Raw genomic sequence first — 16604 nt, forward strand, 5'->3', positions numbered from 1 at the left:
GCGTTTCACAACCCGCAACACCACCAGCCACGCAGAGTGCTTCGCGTGTGCGGTGAAGAAAGGATGTACCCATGCTCTGGAGAGGTTTCCAAAAGCCCAAGCGTCTCGCCGTCGACCAGGAGTCGCTGACCCCCACCCACGGTAAGTTCTCCGCGCAGCCCTTTGAGCGCGGCTTCGGCACCACTATCGGCAACGCACTGCGTCGCACGCTGCTCTCGTCCATCGAGGGCGCTGCCGTCACGGCGGTTCGCATCGAGGGTGTGCTGCACGAGTTCCAGTCCATCACCGGCGTGGTCGAAGACGCGACCGACATCATCCTCAACCTCAAGCAGATCCCGTTCAAGCTCAACGGCGAAGGCCCCAAGGCCCTCTACCTCCGCTCGGACGCCGCCGGCGTCGTCACCTCCGGCATGATCGAGGCTGACTCCGACGTCGAGATCCTCGATCCCAACGTCTACATCTGCACCATCTCCGAAGGCGGCCGTATCGACATGGAGATGCGCCTCAAGCGCGGCCGTGGCTACGTCTCGGCCGACAAGAACTTCGACTCCGATCTCGGCATCGGCTTCATCCCCGTCGACTCCGTCCACTCGCCCGTCCGCAAGGTCAACTACCTTGTTGAGGCTGCGCGTCTCGGCCAGATCACCGACTACGAGAAGCTCTCGCTCGAGATCTGGACCAACGGTTCCGTGCTCCCCGCGGACGCTCTCGGCCTCTCGGCCAAGCTCCTCAAGGACCACATGACCATCTTCATCAACTTCGAGGAAGAGCTCGAAGCGGGTTCGGACGGTCTCGGCGATGGCCCCGCCATCCGCAACGAGAACCTCAACCGCTCCGTCGAAGAGCTTGAGCTCTCCGTGCGCAGCTACAACTGCCTCAAGAACGCGAACATCTCCACCATCGGCGAGCTCATCCAGAAGACCGAAGCCGAGATGCTCAAGACCAAGAACTTCGGCCGCAAGTCGCTGAACGAGATCAAGGAAATCCTCGCGCAGATGGGCCTCTCGCTCGGCATGAAGATCGACGAGCAGGGCAACCCGGTCCCAGGCCCAACCTCGGTTCTCCCCGCCGCCACCCTCGCCGCCAGCTACGGCAGCTTCGACGACGAGGATGAAGACGACGAGGACGACGATCTCGACCTCGGCCACGAGCCCGAAAACTTCTAAGGAGCAGCACTTCCCTTGGATCTTGTTATTCCGTAGCGCAGCGGAGGAATCTGCTTCTCCCCCGCTGCGCCACTAACCCCGCACCACCGTAGTCCGGTCGACAGCAAAAGCTGGACCGAAGGAGACTTATCATGCGTCATCGTAATGGCGGCTTCAAGCTCGGCCGCAACACTTCTCACCGTCGCGCTCTTCTGCGCAACCTCGTCACCTCCATCATTCTCAACGACCGCTGCCACACCACCATTACCAAGGCCAAAGCGACCCGCCCCATCGTCGAGAAGATGATCACCCTCGGCAAGAACGGCAGCGTCCACGCCCGCCGTCAGGCGCTGGCGTACCTCATGACGCCCGAGTCCGTCGACCGCCTCTTCAAGATCGTGGCCCCGCGCTACGCTGACCGCAACGGCGGCTACAGCCGCATCGTCCGCACCGGCGTCCGCAAGGGCGACAGCTCCGAGATGGCCTTCATCGAGCTCCTCGGCGCCGAGCAGGAGCTCTCCGACAAGGCAGCCAAGCGCGAAGAAGCCCGCAACAAGCGCCGCGAGGAACTCCAGAAGCAGCTCGAGGAGTCCAACACCGCCGCAGGCGACGACACCAAGTAACCCCTCCCCGGGAGATGGCAACACCACAAAGGCGCGTCTTCGGACGCGCCTTTGCTTTTGCGCACATGATCCGCGAACCACCCATGAAGTGTCATCTCGACCGAAGCGAAGCGCAGTGGAGAGACCTGCGTTTGACCCTGGCACAGACGTCTGCCATCCCTGCGCTAAACTACACACAGCATGGCCATCGTCGAACTCCAGAACATCCGCAAGGTCTATGAGTCCAAGGTCGCGGTTGAAGGCCTCACACTCTCCATCGAACCCGGCACCATGTTCGGCCTCCTCGGCCCCAACGGCTCGGGCAAAACCAGCTCCATCCGCATGATGATCGGCATGACGGTCCCCGACTCCGGCACTGTCAGTCTCTTCGGCCAGCCGTTTTCGCGCAGCCTGTTGCACCGCATCGGCTACCTTCCGGAGGAGCGCGGCCTCTACAAGAAGATGAAGGTGCTCGACCAGCTCATCTTCCTCGGCCAGCTCAACGGTCTCACCGAAACCGTCGCCCGCCAACGCGCCACCTCCTGGTGCGAGCGCCTCCAGATTACCGAGGCCATGCCCAAGAAGACCGAAGAGCTCTCCAAAGGCATGCAGCAGAAGATCCAGTTCATCGCCGCATTGCTCCACGAGCCCGAGCTCATCATCATGGACGAGCCCATGTCCGGCCTCGACCCCGTCAACGGCGCGCTCCTCATGGAAACCCTCTCCGACCTCCGCCGCAGCGGCAAGACTGTCCTCTTCTCCACGCACCGCATGGACCAGATCGAGCGCATGTGCGACGGCATCGCACTCATCTCCCGCGGCAAGCTGCTCCTCTCTGGCACCATGCGCGAGGTCAAATCGCAGTACCCGCGCAACCGCATGCACATCGCCTACACCGGCGACGACAGCTTCCTCCGCAACCCTGCCGTCACCGCCACCAAGCTCCACGCCGGCGGCGCCGACCTCCAACTCACCAGCGAAGCTGCCGCCCAGCCACTGCTTGCAGAAGCTATCGCCCGCGGCACGCAGATCACTCGCTTCGAGGTCGTCGAGCCCACCATCGAAGACATCTTCATCGAACACGTCCGCGCCAGCTTCGGCGAAGCCGCGGCAGAAGGAGTTCAACTCGATGGCTAGCCTGCACAACGTCATGCTCATCGCCAAGCGTGAGTACACCGAGCGCATCCGCACCAAGGCCTTCATCATCTCCACCGTGCTTATTCCCGCGCTCATGGGCGGCGGCATCTTCGGCATCGCGGCCATCGCCTCTAAGAGCAAGACCACCGCACACATCGCCATCGTCGCCTCACAGCCGCAGCCCGCGCAGGACCTCAAGAAGTCTCTCGAGCACGGCGACGACACCAGCATGACCGTCGATCTCCTCCCGCCCGGTTCGACCGCCGCACTCGATCAACAGATCGCTAACAAGCAGCTCGACGGCTACCTCGTCATCACGCAAACGTCCGCGTCCGATGGCGCCTCGCACCGCCCCACCTTCGACTTCACCCCGCGCTCCTCAGCCGATATCGCCACCAGCGACTCCATCAAATCCGCGCTCCAAACCGTCCTCACCCGCGAGTTCCTCGCCGCGCACAACATCCCGGCCGACGAAGCCAAAGCGCTCATGGCCCCCGTCACCGTCAACGTCATCGGCGCCAACGGCAAGCATACCAACTCCCGGCAGTCGTTCTTCGTCGCCTATACGCTCTTCTTCCTTATGTACATGGTCGTGCTGCTCTACGGCATGAACGTCGCGCGCTCCATCATTGAAGAAAAGACCTCGCGCGTCTTCGAAGTCCTCCTCGCCACCATCAAGCCCGACGAGCTCCTCGCCGGCAAGATCCTCGGCGTCGGCTCCGTCGGCCTCACGCAGGTCGCCATCTGGATGGCCGCCGCGCTCCTCTTCGCCGCGCAGGCCGGCAGCATGAGCGGCATTACCATCAGCTCCACGCAGATCATCTTCTTCATCGTCTACTTCGCTCTCGGCTACGCGCTCTACTCCTCGGTCGCCGCCGCACTCGGCGCCATGACCAACTCCGAGCAGGAGCTCCAGCAGCTCAACATGTTCCTCATGATGCCGCTCTTCCTCAGCATGGGCATGCTGCCGGTGCTCATCACCAGCCCCAACTCGCTGCTTGCGCGCATCGTCTCGCAGATCCCTTTCTGCGCCCCGCTGCTCATGAACTTCCGCATCTCCATCGCGATGCCGCAGCCCTGGGAGATCGCTCTCTCCATCGGCCTCATCCTCATCACCATCTACGCCGTCCTCTGGATCAGCTCCCGCATCTACCGCGTCGGCATCCTCATGTACGGCAAAAAGCCCAACCTTCCCGAGATCCTCCGCTGGCTTAAATACAGCTAGGCAGTCCCGTACCGCCAGCGGTCGTCGGTCTTTTTTGTTTGTCATTCCCGAAGGGAATCTGCTTCTCGCTCGAACTACCCATACGCTCGTCATCTCGACCGAAGGCCGCAGGGGAGAGCCCCCCGCATTTGCCGTAGCAAGCGCAAAGGCGCGAGCGCATCGCGGAGGGAGCAGTGGGCTTCAGCCCACTGAATCAAGCCTGCCAACGATCCGGGCTTTAGCCCCGGAGAACCCGCTACACTAACCCACGTGCACTTCACCCGCAAACAGCGCCTCCTGCTCGCGATCATCCCGCCGCTCGCCGCGCTCTTCATCCGCGTGCTCGGCGCCACGCTGCGCTACCGCGACATCAACGCGTGCAACGCCGACGGCACCACCGTCCCCGTCGGCATCACCATCCCAGGCCCCACCATCTTCGCCTTCTGGCATCAAGCGATGCTCACCAGCGCCCATCGATTCCGCAACAAGGGCATCGCCATCCTCATCTCGCGTTCGTTCGACGGCGAACTCATCGCCCGCACCGTCGAGCTCCTCGGCTTCCTCGCCATCCGCGGCTCCAGCTCACGCGGCGGAGCCACAGCCCTCAAGCAGATGGCCGATGCCTACAACTTCGGCCACATCTGCGCCTTCACCGCCGACGGCCCCCGCGGCCCCGCGCACATCGCCAAATCCGGCCCTGTCCAACTCGCACAGCTCTGCAACGCAAAATGGATCGGCTGCTACCATGCCCAACCCTCGCGCTTCTGGGCTCTCAAATCCTGGGACAGCTTCATGATCCCCAAACCCTTCTCCACCGTCACCTTCGCCTGGCCCCAACACGTCTCCCCCAACGATTTAGCTGTGCTACAAACCGCCCTCGACGAAGCCGTCCGCCTCGCCAGCTCTTAACTACTCTCTACTCCCTATTCACTACTCCCTGCCTTATGCTTGTCTCCGACTTCAACTACTCACTCCCCGAAGAGCTCATCGCGCAGCAGCCCCCCGCCGTGCGCGGCGCCAGCCGCATGATGACCCTCGACCGCCGCACCGGTGCCTACACCGACCGCCTCTTCACCGATCTACCCTCGCTCCTGCAACCCGGCGATCTCCTCATCCTCAACGACAGCCGCGTCCTCCCCGCACGCCTCTTCGCCACCCGCGCCGGCCTGCACACGCAGCACAACTCACCCGCCCCCACCGGCCACATCGAAGTCCTCCTCACCGAACACCTCCCCAACCCCGAAGGCCACAACGACTGGCGCGCCCTCGTCAAACCCGCCAAAAAAATCCAACCCGGCGAAACCCTTCACTTCCACGCGGCGCCCACAACAGACGCGGCTTTGAAGGGGACGGGCTTCAGCCCGTCCGGAGGGAGCAGTGGGCTTCAGCCCACTGAATCAGTGCAGCATGAAGCAGGGGCTTTAGCCCCGGAGGGACCCGCTCTCACCGCCACCATCCTAGCCACCGGCGACTTCGGCGAGCGCACGCTCCGCTTCGCCCCTGTCGCAGACTTCTACGCCATCCTCGACCGCATCGGCCACCTCCCACTCCCGCCTTACATCCACCGCGACAAGCAGCAGCCCAACACCCCCGAAGACCGCAACCGCTACCAGACCGTCTATTCCAAGCCCTTCGCCCAACCGGACGAACAACATTTGAAGGGGACGGGCTTCAGCCCGTCCGTCAATGGGCAGAAAGAACGAGGGGCTTTAGCCCCGGAAGGACTCGCGGGCTCCGCCGCCGCCCCCACCGCAGGCCTCCACTTCACCCCTGAAATCCTCAAAGCCCTGCAACAAAGAGGCATCGAACTCGCCTACCTAACACTCCACGTCGGCCTCGGCACCTTCCAGCCCATCCGCGTCGACCGCACCGAAGACATCCGCCTCCACGCCGAGCCCTACACACTCCCCGCCGCCACCGCCGAAGCCATCAACAAAGCCGTGCGCGACCACCGCCGCATCATCGCCGTAGGCACCACCAGCACCCGCACCCTCGAACACATCGCCCGCGAGTCCGAACGCACCGGCCAACCCATCACCGCGCACTCCGGCAGCACCAGCCTCTTCCTCTCACCGGGCCTCAACGATCAATTCAAGTTAGTCGGCGGCCTCCTCACCAACTTCCACCTCCCGCAATCAACGCTCCTCATGCTCGTCAGCGCCTTCGCAGGCAGGGAAGCGACACTCCACGCCTACGCCCACGCCGTCGCCGCCCGCTACCACTTCTTCTCCTATGGCGACTGCATGCTCATCACCTAAGCTCTAACGTGATTCTCTCTAATGCGAGCGCACGCCAGCGCGCTCCTCAAACTGGTGGATCGTGTAATACACCACCGAAGGCCACGGTATGTCCTTCTCGCCGCGATACGTCTCCGCCCACACCAGCGTCCCTCGATGCGTCGGTGTACTGTCTGCGTAGACCCGAAGCGTCGCCAGCGCCACGTCCGCCGGCCCCACATAGACGCCGTCCTTATTCAGCGGCACCAGCAGAAACTGCAGGTCCGCCGGTCCATCACCTGTCTCCACCACGGTCTTGCCCAGTTTGCGCGCCAGCCGTTTCAGTGCGTGGTTCGTTCTCTCATCCATCGGATCGCTCTGCACGCTCACCGTCTTCGCGGCGGCCAGTGTGTCCTCAAACGCAGACCAGCTGCACGTATACACGCCATTGTTCAACGCACACCGATGCGGCACAGTCTCTCCGCTTACCTGTCCCCCAGCTGCCACCCACGATCCCGCGCAGACCACCGCCGTCAACATCACCATCCGCAAACGCATACAAGCTCCTTGTCCATCCTTAGGATGCACTTCACCCCAAATCCGTCCCTTGCGCCTCGCTGTCATCCTCCAATTATCGCGGCGTATCATCCAACTTGATATGCCTCAGTCCGCACCCAGCACCGCCCCCAAGCCGCCCATCTACCTCCTCGACACGATGGCCTTCATCTTCCGTGCCTACCACGCCATGGCGCGCATGCGCCCCATGACCACGCGCACCGGAGTGCCCACCGCGGCCACCTACGTCTTCGTCAACATGATCAACAAGCTCCGCCAGGACTTCAAGCCCGACTACCTCGCCGCGGTCTACGACGTCGGTGCCCCACTCCTCCGCCACGAGACCGCCGCGCAGCTCACCGACGTCAAAAAATTCAACATCAAGACCCAGCAGTTCGAAGCCACCGAGTACGCCGGCTACAAAGCCAACCGCGCCGAAACCCCACCCGACCTCATCCAGCAGCAGCCCTACATCCGCCGCGCGCTCGAAGCCTTCCGCATCCCCATCGTCTACTCCGAAGGCTACGAAGCCGACGACGTCATCGGCACCCTCGCCGCCCACTTCGCCAAACTCGGCCACCACGTCTACGTCGTCTCGCCCGATAAAGACATGATGCAGCTCGTCACCGAATCCGTCTCCATCCTCAACCCCACCAAGGACAACCTCGTCCTCACGCCCGCCAAAGTCGAAGAGGTCCTCGGTGTCCCTCCTGCGCGCGTCATCGACGTCATGGCCCTCCGCGGCGACTCCATCGACAACATCCCCGGCGCTCCCGGCATCGGCGACAAGGGCTCCGTCGAGCTCATCCAGACCTTCGGCTCCGTCGAAGCCGCCATGGACGCCGCCATCGCCACCCCCGACCTCATCAAGCGCAAGGTCTACCGCGAATCCCTCGCCAACAACCGCGACAACATCCTCCTCTCCAAAGAGCTCGTCACCATCCACTGCTCTGTGCCCATCGAGCCTAACCTCGAAGCGATGCACACGCAGCCCGTCGACAACGCCGCCTGCCGCGCCCTCTTCACCGAGCTAGAGTTCACCTCACTCCTCCGTGACCTCGCCCCCGACCTCACCGCTGCCGCCACCGCCTACAACCTCAAGCCCACGCCAGAGGAAGTCGCGGCCCTCTTAGCCGAAGCCTGTCAACCGCTTGATCCGCAACCCGCAACCCGCAACCCGCAACCCGACGCAGACCCGCTCTTCCGTGGCCTCGCCATCGCTCTGGCCGCAGCCACCGCCGCCGAGGAATCCGCCGACCCCGAAGCCACTCCCGACGAAGCCCCCGAACCCCCACCCGCCGAAACCATGTCCCTCTTCGGCCCAGCTTCGGATGTGGCCACAGACGTGTCATCTCGACCGGAGGCGCAGCGTAGCGGAGACGGAGCGGAGAGACCTGCTTCTGGGACTAGCGACAATCTAGACCTCGCCATCGGCCTGGCCGTCACTCCCACCCAAGCCATCACAGCCTCGCTAACAGACCCAGCCATCCGCGAAGCCCTCACCGACCCCAAGCTCCCCAAACTCGTCCACGACCTCAAAGCCATCCTCCGAGCACTAGAGCCCAGCGGCATCATGCTCGCCGGCCCCATCACCGACGTCATGCTTGAAAGCTACCTCCTCAACCCCACGCACGCCTCGCATACGTTGCCGGACATCGCCGCCCGCACCACCTCGATCGCGCTCAAACACCAGCCCACCAAAGACAACCCCTCCGACCCCAAACGCCTCCCCGAAGCCGCCGCCGCCATCGCACGCCTCGCCACCACCCTCAACCACCAACTCACCGAAACCCACACCGCCCCCACCATCGCCACCGACGACCCCTCCTTAGGCGGCGCCGTCACTCCCGCCATGCTCTTCGCCGACAAGACCACCACCCCGAGCCCCTCTTCTTCGGCACCCACCACAGAAGTGTCATCTCGACCGAAGCGCAGCGCAGTGGAGAGAGCTGCGTTTGGAGCCACCACCGATCTCCCGCCCCTCAACGAGCACTCCACCCTCACCGAAGTCTACGACCACCTCGACCTCCCACTTGTCCCCGTCCTCCTCCGCATGGAGCAGACCGGCGTCCGCATCGACCCCGACCTCCTCCGCGCCATGTCCTCGCGCCTCGCCGTCACCATCGACGACCTCGCCGAAAAGATCTACGCCCTAAGCGGCAACCGCTTCAACATCAACTCTCCCAAGCAGCTCGGCGACGTCCTCTTCAACAAGATGGGCCTCCCGCAGCCCATCAAGTACGGCAAGGGCAAAGCCATCTCCACCGCGCAGGACGTCCTCGAAGACCTCGCCCTCAAAACCGAAGTCCCCGGCCACGAGGTCGCCGCCCTCGTCCTCGAGCACCGTCAGCTGCAAAAGCTCAAAGGCACCTACCTCGACGCCCTCCCACTCCTCGCCGACGCCAACGGCCGCATCCACTCCACCTTCAACCAGGTAGGCACGGCAACAGGCCGCCTCTCGTCCGTCAACCCCAACCTGCAGAACATCCCCATCCGCACCGCCACCGGCCGCGAGATCCGCGCCGCCTTCATCGCCGCCCCCGGCAACCTCCTCATGTCGGCCGACTACAGCCAGATCGAGCTCCGCCTCATGGCGCACTTCTCTCAAGATCCGCTGTTACTCGACGCCTACCGCACCGGCAAAGACATCCACACCCTCACCGCCTCCGAGGTCTTCGGCATCCCTGTCGCCGAGCTCGACAAAGAAACCCGCGCCCGCGCCAAGGCCGTCAACTTCGGCATCGTCTACGGCATCAGCCCCTTCGGCCTCGCCGCGCAACTCAACATCGACCAGAAGACCGCGAAGGCCTACATCGAACGCTACTTCGAGCGCTACGCTGGCGTCGCGCACTTCATCGAAACCACTCTCGAGCAAGTCCGCCGCGACCAGTTCGTAAAGACCGCCTTCGGCCGCATCCGCCCCATCCCGGACATCGGCTCCCGCAACCCTAACCAGCGCGGCTTCGCCGAACGCACCGCCATCAACACCCCTCTGCAAGGCACCGCCGCCGACTTGATCAAACTAGCCATGCTCCGCATCGACGCCGCGATGCGCCAGCGCAACCTGAAGTCCCAGATGACCCTGCAAGTCCATGACGAACTCCTCTTCGACGTCCTCCCCTCCGAAGCCGAAGAGATGCAGCAGCTAGTCAAAACCGAAATGGAATCCGCCGCCATCTTCACCGTCCCCATCGTCTCCGAAGTCGGCCTAGGCGATAACTGGCGCGATATCAAGTAGAGGAAGGTTTGGAAACCATTATTTAGCGTTTTTTTTTTGGCTACGGCTTACATTTATGATTCTTTGAACTTGTCGGATGAAAACCTCAGTGTCCAAAAAGTAATTTGGGTAAGCCTTCTTGAGCGCATCAATGGGACCGGCGGAAACAAGTACAGCCTCAATAGGCTCACCAGCTTTAGCCCTTTGTTCGATCTCGGTATAGGCAGAAGTGGCATCGTCAAGTCGGCTAGTTGGATACGGAGTAACTCTCACAGTTCTCGACTGCGAATTCAGAACGATGAGATGGTACGATCCGGTTCCGCGTTCCGCATGAATCTTGTCGGTCGCAATTGCGAAGCCCCGCAGCTTTTGTAGAACATTGAGCTGCCTTTCTTGTCGAGCTAGCCGGGCATAAATCTTTTCTCTATCTAACGCTTCGAATCCAGGGACCATTGGAGTCTTCTCGATTATTGCTAGACATGCACTTGCAGTGAGGAAGAATGATCGCCATTCCACATCTCCTTGTCCCGATTTTAGAGCTTGGCCTAGATAGGTCCCCATCGTCTCGACTGCTGTTGCCCAAGCATGCTGCATCTTTGTCCGAATCTGTAATTCGATTCCTAGTCCGTTATAGCGCGGAGCTCGGTCATTCCGATAGCGATAAATGAGGTGTACGCTCCTGTAGCCATCTGGCTTTGGATTGGCAATGTAGTCTTTTGTAGGCATCTGAGCGTGAAAAAAATGTGCTGATTCATATGCTCGAAGCAATGCACGCAATTCACTCATCGAAGCAACGACAGCCCTAAGTCCACCTATATCCTGCATACGCGCCAATTGCATGCCGTCGAACCGTTGGAGCTTTGCAATGATTGAGGGTGTTCTCTTCAACCGCTGAGCTACGAGTGCGTCAACATCAATCTGTTTCAGCTTCGAGCGTAAGGTCGATTGAAAGGTGTTAATCGGGTATGCGTGAGCACCACGCCAATTAGCTAAAACAAGACTCGCATGAATCCACGCATCATCAAATGGCGGATCGACAGCGGCGAGAATCTCACCGGCTCTGTTGATTTCGCCCTTTGTATAACGAGGAACCACAAACGCCATGAATCTAGCTTACTCCCTGGTATAACTCGGGGTGCACCATTCACGCGCAGCCTCATTGCGCATGAGTGCGACGCAAACCGCCCAACCCACCACAACCCAAAAAGCGCCAACGGCGCGACATATCCCAGCCTAGGCCGAACCGGGGTCCCCGGCGGGCGCCTTTGCCCGCTGGGGTGGAAAGGCCTAGGTCCACGCCCCAACAAATCCCAAAGGGCTGAAGGCCCGACATATCCCCCAGCCCCAAACGCTGGGTGCCCCATCTTCGCGACGGTTCCATCGTCGCGAAGGTGGGATGCACGCACTCCGACATCACCTACGCTGCCCTCAAATCCTTAATCGTCGGCAACCCCTTAATCATCTTCCCGAACTTCTTCTCCGCCACCCGAATCTCATACAGACTCTGCAGATTCAGCCAGAACTCCGCGCTCGTCCCAAAGAAGTGCGCCAGCCGCAACGCCGTATCCCCGGTGATCGACCGCCGCCCCTTCAGAATCTCCGTCACACGGTTCGTCGGCACCTGAATCTGACGCGCAAACGCCGCCGCACTCAGACCCATCTCTTCCAACTCCTCCGCCAACTGCTCTCCCGGATGTATCGGTCCCATCGCCCTCACCTCTCGTTAGTGGTAGTCCACAATCTCAACATCCGAAGGTCCGCGCTCGCCTTGCGGCCACTTGAAGCAAATCCGCCACTGGTCGTTAATGCGGATGCTGTACTGCCCCTTCCGATCACCCTTCAGCGCCTCAAACCTGTTTCCCGGCAACGCCGCCAGATCGTTGATAGAAGTCGCAGCCTGCATCCGGTCAATCTTCATCTGTGCTGCTCTCTCAAAACCCGAGAACGCCTTGACCATCTTGCCGGCAACAAACTCACTCGTCCGCTTGTCCCGGCAACTCAGAATCATTCAGCAACTTTAGTTGTCATTACGTGATACGTCAAGCGTATCGCTGCTCCCGCACGCTCTCCGAGGAAGGGAACCCTTCGCTCTCCAGCCTCACCGCGATCCCCAAACGACATCTATCCCACCGCTTCACCCCGCCCAACCTGCTACCCTTAAATCAGGGACAGCAAAAAAACATCCGCACCGCCTGCGATCAGACCTTCACAAGTCCACCGCTACCGCCCCCATCTCCTACTTGGGCACCCTCGCAGCCGAGTGGCGATCACACCATCCACATCCTCGGCCCACCGGGGCCGGTAGGCATGCCCTAGAAATTAAATCCCAAGCTCCGCACGAATCGCCCCCGCGATCGCCTCGGCATGGCGTCGCATCGCATCTTCGCTCTCGGCCTCGATCATCACTCGCGCCAGCGCCTCGGTCCCGGAGTACCGAATCACCACACGCCCCGAATCACGCAGCTCATCCTCCGCCGCACGAATCATCGCCACCACATCCGGCAGCGAGTCGAGCGGCACCTTCTCACGCACCTTCACATTCAGAATCACCTGCGGATAGTTCTTCAGGTCCGCGATCAACTCTCCCAGCGTCTTGCCGCTGCGATGCACCACATCCAGCACCATCAGCGCCGTCAGCAGCCCATCGCCCGTCGTCGCGCGGGCAGGGAAGAGTACGTGCCCGCTCTGCTCACCGCCCAGTGCCGCACCGCTCCTGCGCATCTCCTCCAGCACATACTTGTCGCCCACCGGCGCACGCAACATCGAAATCCCGCTGCGCTTCAACGCCGCCTCAAACCCCATGTTCGACATCGTGGTTGCCACCACAACATCGCCATCAAGCTCACCGCGTGCCTGCATATCGCGAGCACACGCCAGCATCACCGCATCGCCGTTCACCACGTTGCCATGCTCATCGGCAAACAGTGCACGGTCCGCATCGCCATCGAACGTCATGCCCATCGAAGCCCCACGCACCTTCACCTCGGCCGCAACAATCTCCGGATGCAGTGCCCCACACTGCTCATTGATGTTCAGCCCATCCGGCGAAGCATGTGTCACCTCCACCGTCCCACCCAGATGCTCAAACAGCTGCGGAGCCACAGCACTCGCCGCACCGTTCGCGCAATCAATCACCACCTTGCGGTTATCCAGCGAGATCCCCGGCACCGCCTCCAGCAGAAACCGCACATACTCCGCACGAAAACTCTCATTCACCTCCGGCAAAGCGTCATCATGGTTCTGCGTTTCACCATCAGCAGCCAGAGCCTTCTCAATCTCCGCCTCAATCTCCATCTCCACCGCATCCGGCAACTTGTACCCATCGCCGCCAAACACCTTGATCCCGTTATCACGCCACGGATTATGCGATGCCGAAATCACCACCCCAGCGCTGAACCCATGCTTCCGCGCCAGGAACGCAACCGCCGGCGTCGTAATCACGCCAGCGTTGGCGACTGTCGCTCCGCCCTCACGCAACCCCGCAGCCAGCGTCGCCGCGATCCACGGCCCACTCTCGCGCGTGTCCATACCCATCACCACGCTCGAGCCCTTGCCCAGCTTCGTCGCCAGCGCCACACCCACCGCGCGCACCGTGCGCTCATCCAGCGGAGCCTCACCGGCCACCGCGCGAATTCCATCCGTTCCAAACAGCTTGCGCATCCATCGTCCTCTTTTTAATTCGCGTATCTTACTCAGTTTTCTTTATTGGCTCTTCTTCGTAACCGTCGCCGTCAACCGGCCTTTATGTAGATGCGCAATCACGCTCTCCCCCTCGCGCACCTCGTCCGCCGACCGCAGCAGCCGTCCCTTCGGCCCATACACCAGCGCATATCCGCGCTCCAGCACCCGCAGCGGACTCAGCGTCTCCAGCTGCGTACTCATCCGTTGCAGCTTCAGTCCAGCCTCCGCCAGGCTCACTCGCCGCGCAGCCACAAGCCTGCCACGCAGCGCCTGCAATCGCCGGGCATCGTCGCTCAACCGTAGCGCCACATGCTGCCGCCGCAGCCGCACCTCTAGCTGCATCAACTGCTCTCTGCGCCCGCGCAGCCGCCGCATCGCCGCAGTTTCCACGCGATCAGCAAGGTCATCCACCCGCTGCGCGCGACGCTCCACACCGTCCTGCGCACGACGCAGCACCATCTCCACACTCAGCCGTTGCAGCCGTTGTCGCGCATCCAGCATCTGGAACTGCCCCGCACGCCGCAGCCGCTGATGCAGCCGCTCCACGCGCTCGGCCACACCATACTGCGCCGCCGTCACCAGCTCTGCAGCCGCCGAAGGCGTCGGCGCGCTTACATCCGCCGCCGCATCCGCAATCGTCGAATCCATCGCATGACCAATCCCCGTAATCACCGGCACGCTGCACGCCGCAATCGCCCGCGCCACAATCTCTGCGTCGAAGCCGTGCAGGTCCTCCCAGCTTCCGCCGCCGCGCGCCACCATCACCACGTCGGCCATCTCAGGGTGCGCGCTGAACCACCGCACGCCCGCCGCAACCTCCGCCGCACAGTTCGGCCCCTGCACAGCCGCCGGATACACCAGCAGCCGCACCGCAGCATGTCTCCTCCGGCACACCTTCACAATGTCGCGCAGCGCCGCTCCCTGCGCGCTCGTCACCACGCCAATGCACCTCGGAAACTCCGGCAGTGCGCGCTTGTTCTCGAACAGCCCTTCGCGCCGCAGCCGCTCCTTCAGCTCGCGCACCGCCGCCAGCAGAGCACCCATGCCAACCTGCTCCATGTGCTCTGCGACAAGCTGCATCTGCCCCCGGCTCTCATATACGCTCAGCTGTCCCCGCAGCCGCACCGCGTCGCCGTCCTTCGGCTTCCACCGCAGCAACTGCGCCTGTCGCCGAAACATCACAATCGAAAGTTGCGCCTCGCCATCCTTCAGCGTGAAGTAGCAGTGTCCACTTGCCGCCGGCCGCCAGTTGGAGATCTCACCCTCCACCGTCACCTGCCCATAGCTGCGCTCCACCAGACCACGCACGCTCTGCACCAGCGCCGTGACGCTCCACACCTTCGGAGCCACAACCTCAGCAGTCGGCACCTCAACCACTGTCTGTACGGTCTCGGCGACCACCTCCACCTCAACCTCCGCTGCATCGAACAGCGTAGGCGCGGCTGTGTTCTTTGCCACATGCTTACCCTTTCCCCGCCGCAGCGAAGCAAATGTCGGCATCTCGTCAGGAGGACACATCGTCCCAAAAGTTTACGCTGTCACGCGCTCAGTCTAAAGTCGTCCTATGCACATCGTTGCAGCCCTCTTCGGATGCCTCTTCCTCGGCAGTGTCCTTCTCGACGCCTTCCAGACCATCATCCTGCCCCGCCGCCCCGTTGGCCGCTTCCGCCTCACACGCCTCTTCTTGCTCGCCACCTGGGAACCCTGGCTCTTCCTCGCTCGCATCAATCCCTCGCGCCGCGTCCGCGAGCAGCTCTACAGCATCTACGGCCCGCTCGCCCTGTTGGTCCTCTTCGTCGTCTGGGCGGCTCTGCTCACCTCGGCCTACGCGCTCATCTACTTCGGCCTGCACATGCCGTTCACTGACCCCGCGCATCCGCTCACGCTCTGGCAGCGCCTGCGCACCTGCCTGTACGTCAGTGGCAGCTCCATCTTCACGCTCGGCCTCGGCGATGTTATCCCCACCACGCAGCTTGCCCGCTTCCTGCTCGTTGCAGAAGCGGGCACCGGCCTCGGCTTCATCGCCCTCGTCATCGGATACGTGCCTGTGCTCTACAACGCCTTCTCCACCCGAGAGGTCCCCGTCGCCATGCTCGACGCCCGCGCCGGCTCACCCCCCACCGCCGGCGAGTTGCTCCTCCGCCACAACTTCTCCGGCGGCCACGAGGCCCTCACCACGCTCCTCGCCGAGTGGGAGCGCTGGTGCGCCGAGATGCTCGAAACCCACATCTCCTACCCCATTCTCTGTTACTACCGCTCGCAGCACGACAATCAGAGCTGGCTCGCCGCCCTCACCGCCATCCTCGACACCTGCGCCCTCGTCATCACCACCGTCGAAGGCCCCAGCACCCGCCAAGCCCAGCTTACCTTCGCCGTCGGCCGCCACGTCCTCGTCGACCTCGGCCACGTCTTCCGCCGCGAATCCGTCGAGCAGCGCCTTCGCACCGAGCCACCCACCCGTCTTCCCGACGAAGAGTTCGTCCGCCTCGCCGACCTCCTCTGCGCCGCCGGTTACTCCATGTGCAGCGACCTCGACGTCCGCGAGCGCCTCTTCGCCATCCGCCGCCTCTACGAGCCCCACGCCGAGTCCATGGCCGAGTACCTCCGCCTCACCCTGCCCAACTGGGCTCCGCCCGTCCGCGACCCCTCCAAAAAGCCCGATGGCTGGAAGACCGTCGAAGGCCTCCGCTACTCCGCCGCCATCGCCGACCGCCTCGTCTCCCAGATCAGCCGCCAGTCCACCGCCGTCCGCCTCCACGACGACAGCTCCCACCCCTTTTAACTCTCTGTCTAGGCAGTTCCCCCACCGTGTACTTTTTGTTTGTCATTCCCGCAGGGAATCTGCTT

General features: G+C 62.5%; 14 protein-coding genes. 8 read left to right on the top strand and 6 right to left on the bottom strand.

Annotated elements, in window-relative coordinates; all coding sequences use genetic code 11:
- The first annotated feature begins 71 nt into the window (after positions 1–71).
- The 6 genes from GOB94_RS11400 (at position 72) to GOB94_RS11425 (ending at position 6346) form a co-directional block, all read left to right on the top strand.
- On the top strand, positions 72–1166 hold the full coding sequence (locus GOB94_RS11400; protein WP_182276030.1) for a DNA-directed RNA polymerase subunit alpha: 1095 nt from the start codon (positions 72–74) through the stop codon (positions 1164–1166).
- Positions 1167–1297: 131 nt separating this feature from the next.
- Positions 1298–1768: a 50S ribosomal protein L17 gene (gene rplQ / locus GOB94_RS11405; RefSeq protein ID WP_182276031.1), complete on the top strand. Its 471-nt coding sequence runs from the start codon at positions 1298–1300 to the stop codon at positions 1766–1768.
- 180 nt (positions 1769–1948) lie between these two features.
- Positions 1949–2884, top strand: a complete 936-nt coding sequence (locus GOB94_RS11410; RefSeq protein WP_182276032.1) for an ATP-binding cassette domain-containing protein — start codon at positions 1949–1951, stop codon at positions 2882–2884.
- A complete protein-coding gene (locus tag GOB94_RS11415) occupies positions 2877–4109 on the top strand; it encodes an ABC transporter permease (RefSeq protein ID WP_255483876.1) in 1233 nt (410 codons plus the stop codon). Before GOB94_RS11410 ends, GOB94_RS11415 begins: the two co-directional genes overlap by 8 nt.
- A gap of 249 nt (positions 4110–4358) precedes the next feature.
- On the top strand, positions 4359–4997 hold the full coding sequence (locus GOB94_RS11420; RefSeq protein WP_182276033.1) for a lysophospholipid acyltransferase family protein: 639 nt from the start codon (positions 4359–4361) through the stop codon (positions 4995–4997).
- 35 nt (positions 4998–5032) lie between these two features.
- Entirely contained in the window at positions 5033–6346 is a 1314-nt protein-coding gene (locus GOB94_RS11425; RefSeq protein WP_182276034.1) for an S-adenosylmethionine:tRNA ribosyltransferase-isomerase, read from the top strand.
- Positions 6347–6364: 18 nt separating this feature from the next.
- On the opposite strand, the gene GOB94_RS11430 is transcribed toward GOB94_RS11425, so the two are convergent.
- Entirely contained in the window at positions 6365–6862 is a 498-nt protein-coding gene (locus GOB94_RS11430) for a hypothetical protein (RefSeq protein WP_182276035.1), read from the bottom strand.
- Between the two features lie 100 nt (positions 6863–6962).
- Here GOB94_RS11430 and polA point away from each other — a divergent pair, with 100 nt between their 5' ends.
- Positions 6963–10097, top strand: coding sequence for a DNA polymerase I (gene polA, locus GOB94_RS11435; RefSeq protein WP_182276036.1), 3135 nt, complete (start codon positions 6963–6965; stop codon positions 10095–10097).
- Positions 10098–10115: 18 nt separating this feature from the next.
- Here the strand turns inward: polA and GOB94_RS11440 are convergent, their stop codons facing one another.
- The 5 genes from GOB94_RS11440 to xseA form a co-directional block, all read right to left on the bottom strand.
- Entirely contained in the window at positions 10116–11180 is a 1065-nt protein-coding gene (locus tag GOB94_RS11440) for a RelA/SpoT domain-containing protein (RefSeq protein WP_182276037.1), read from the bottom strand.
- A gap of 313 nt (positions 11181–11493) precedes the next feature.
- On the bottom strand, positions 11494–11784 hold the full coding sequence (locus GOB94_RS11445; protein WP_182276038.1) for a HigA family addiction module antitoxin: 291 nt from the start codon (positions 11782–11784) through the stop codon (positions 11494–11496).
- 15 nt (positions 11785–11799) lie between these two features.
- On the bottom strand, positions 11800–12084 hold the full coding sequence (locus GOB94_RS11450; RefSeq protein WP_182276039.1) for a type II toxin-antitoxin system RelE/ParE family toxin: 285 nt from the start codon (positions 12082–12084) through the stop codon (positions 11800–11802).
- Positions 12085–12395: 311 nt separating this feature from the next.
- Entirely contained in the window at positions 12396–13736 is a 1341-nt protein-coding gene (glmM, locus tag GOB94_RS11455) for a phosphoglucosamine mutase (protein ID WP_182276040.1), read from the bottom strand.
- Between the two features lie 42 nt (positions 13737–13778).
- Positions 13779–15215 carry an exodeoxyribonuclease VII large subunit gene (xseA, locus tag GOB94_RS11460; protein ID WP_255483879.1) on the bottom strand — a complete coding sequence of 479 codons (1437 nt, stop codon included), beginning with the start codon at positions 15213–15215 and terminating at the stop codon, positions 13779–13781.
- 106 nt (positions 15216–15321) lie between these two features.
- Between xseA and GOB94_RS11465 the strand changes: the two genes are divergently transcribed.
- Positions 15322–16539 (top strand): potassium channel family protein, encoded by a 1218-nt coding sequence (locus GOB94_RS11465; RefSeq protein ID WP_182276042.1) that lies wholly within the window; start codon positions 15322–15324, stop codon positions 16537–16539.
- The last annotated feature ends 65 nt before the right edge of the window (positions 16540–16604 follow it).

Origin of the sequence: Granulicella sp. 5B5 (genome assembly GCF_014083945.1) — a bacterium.
Lineage (GTDB): Bacteria > Acidobacteriota > Terriglobia > Terriglobales > Acidobacteriaceae > Granulicella.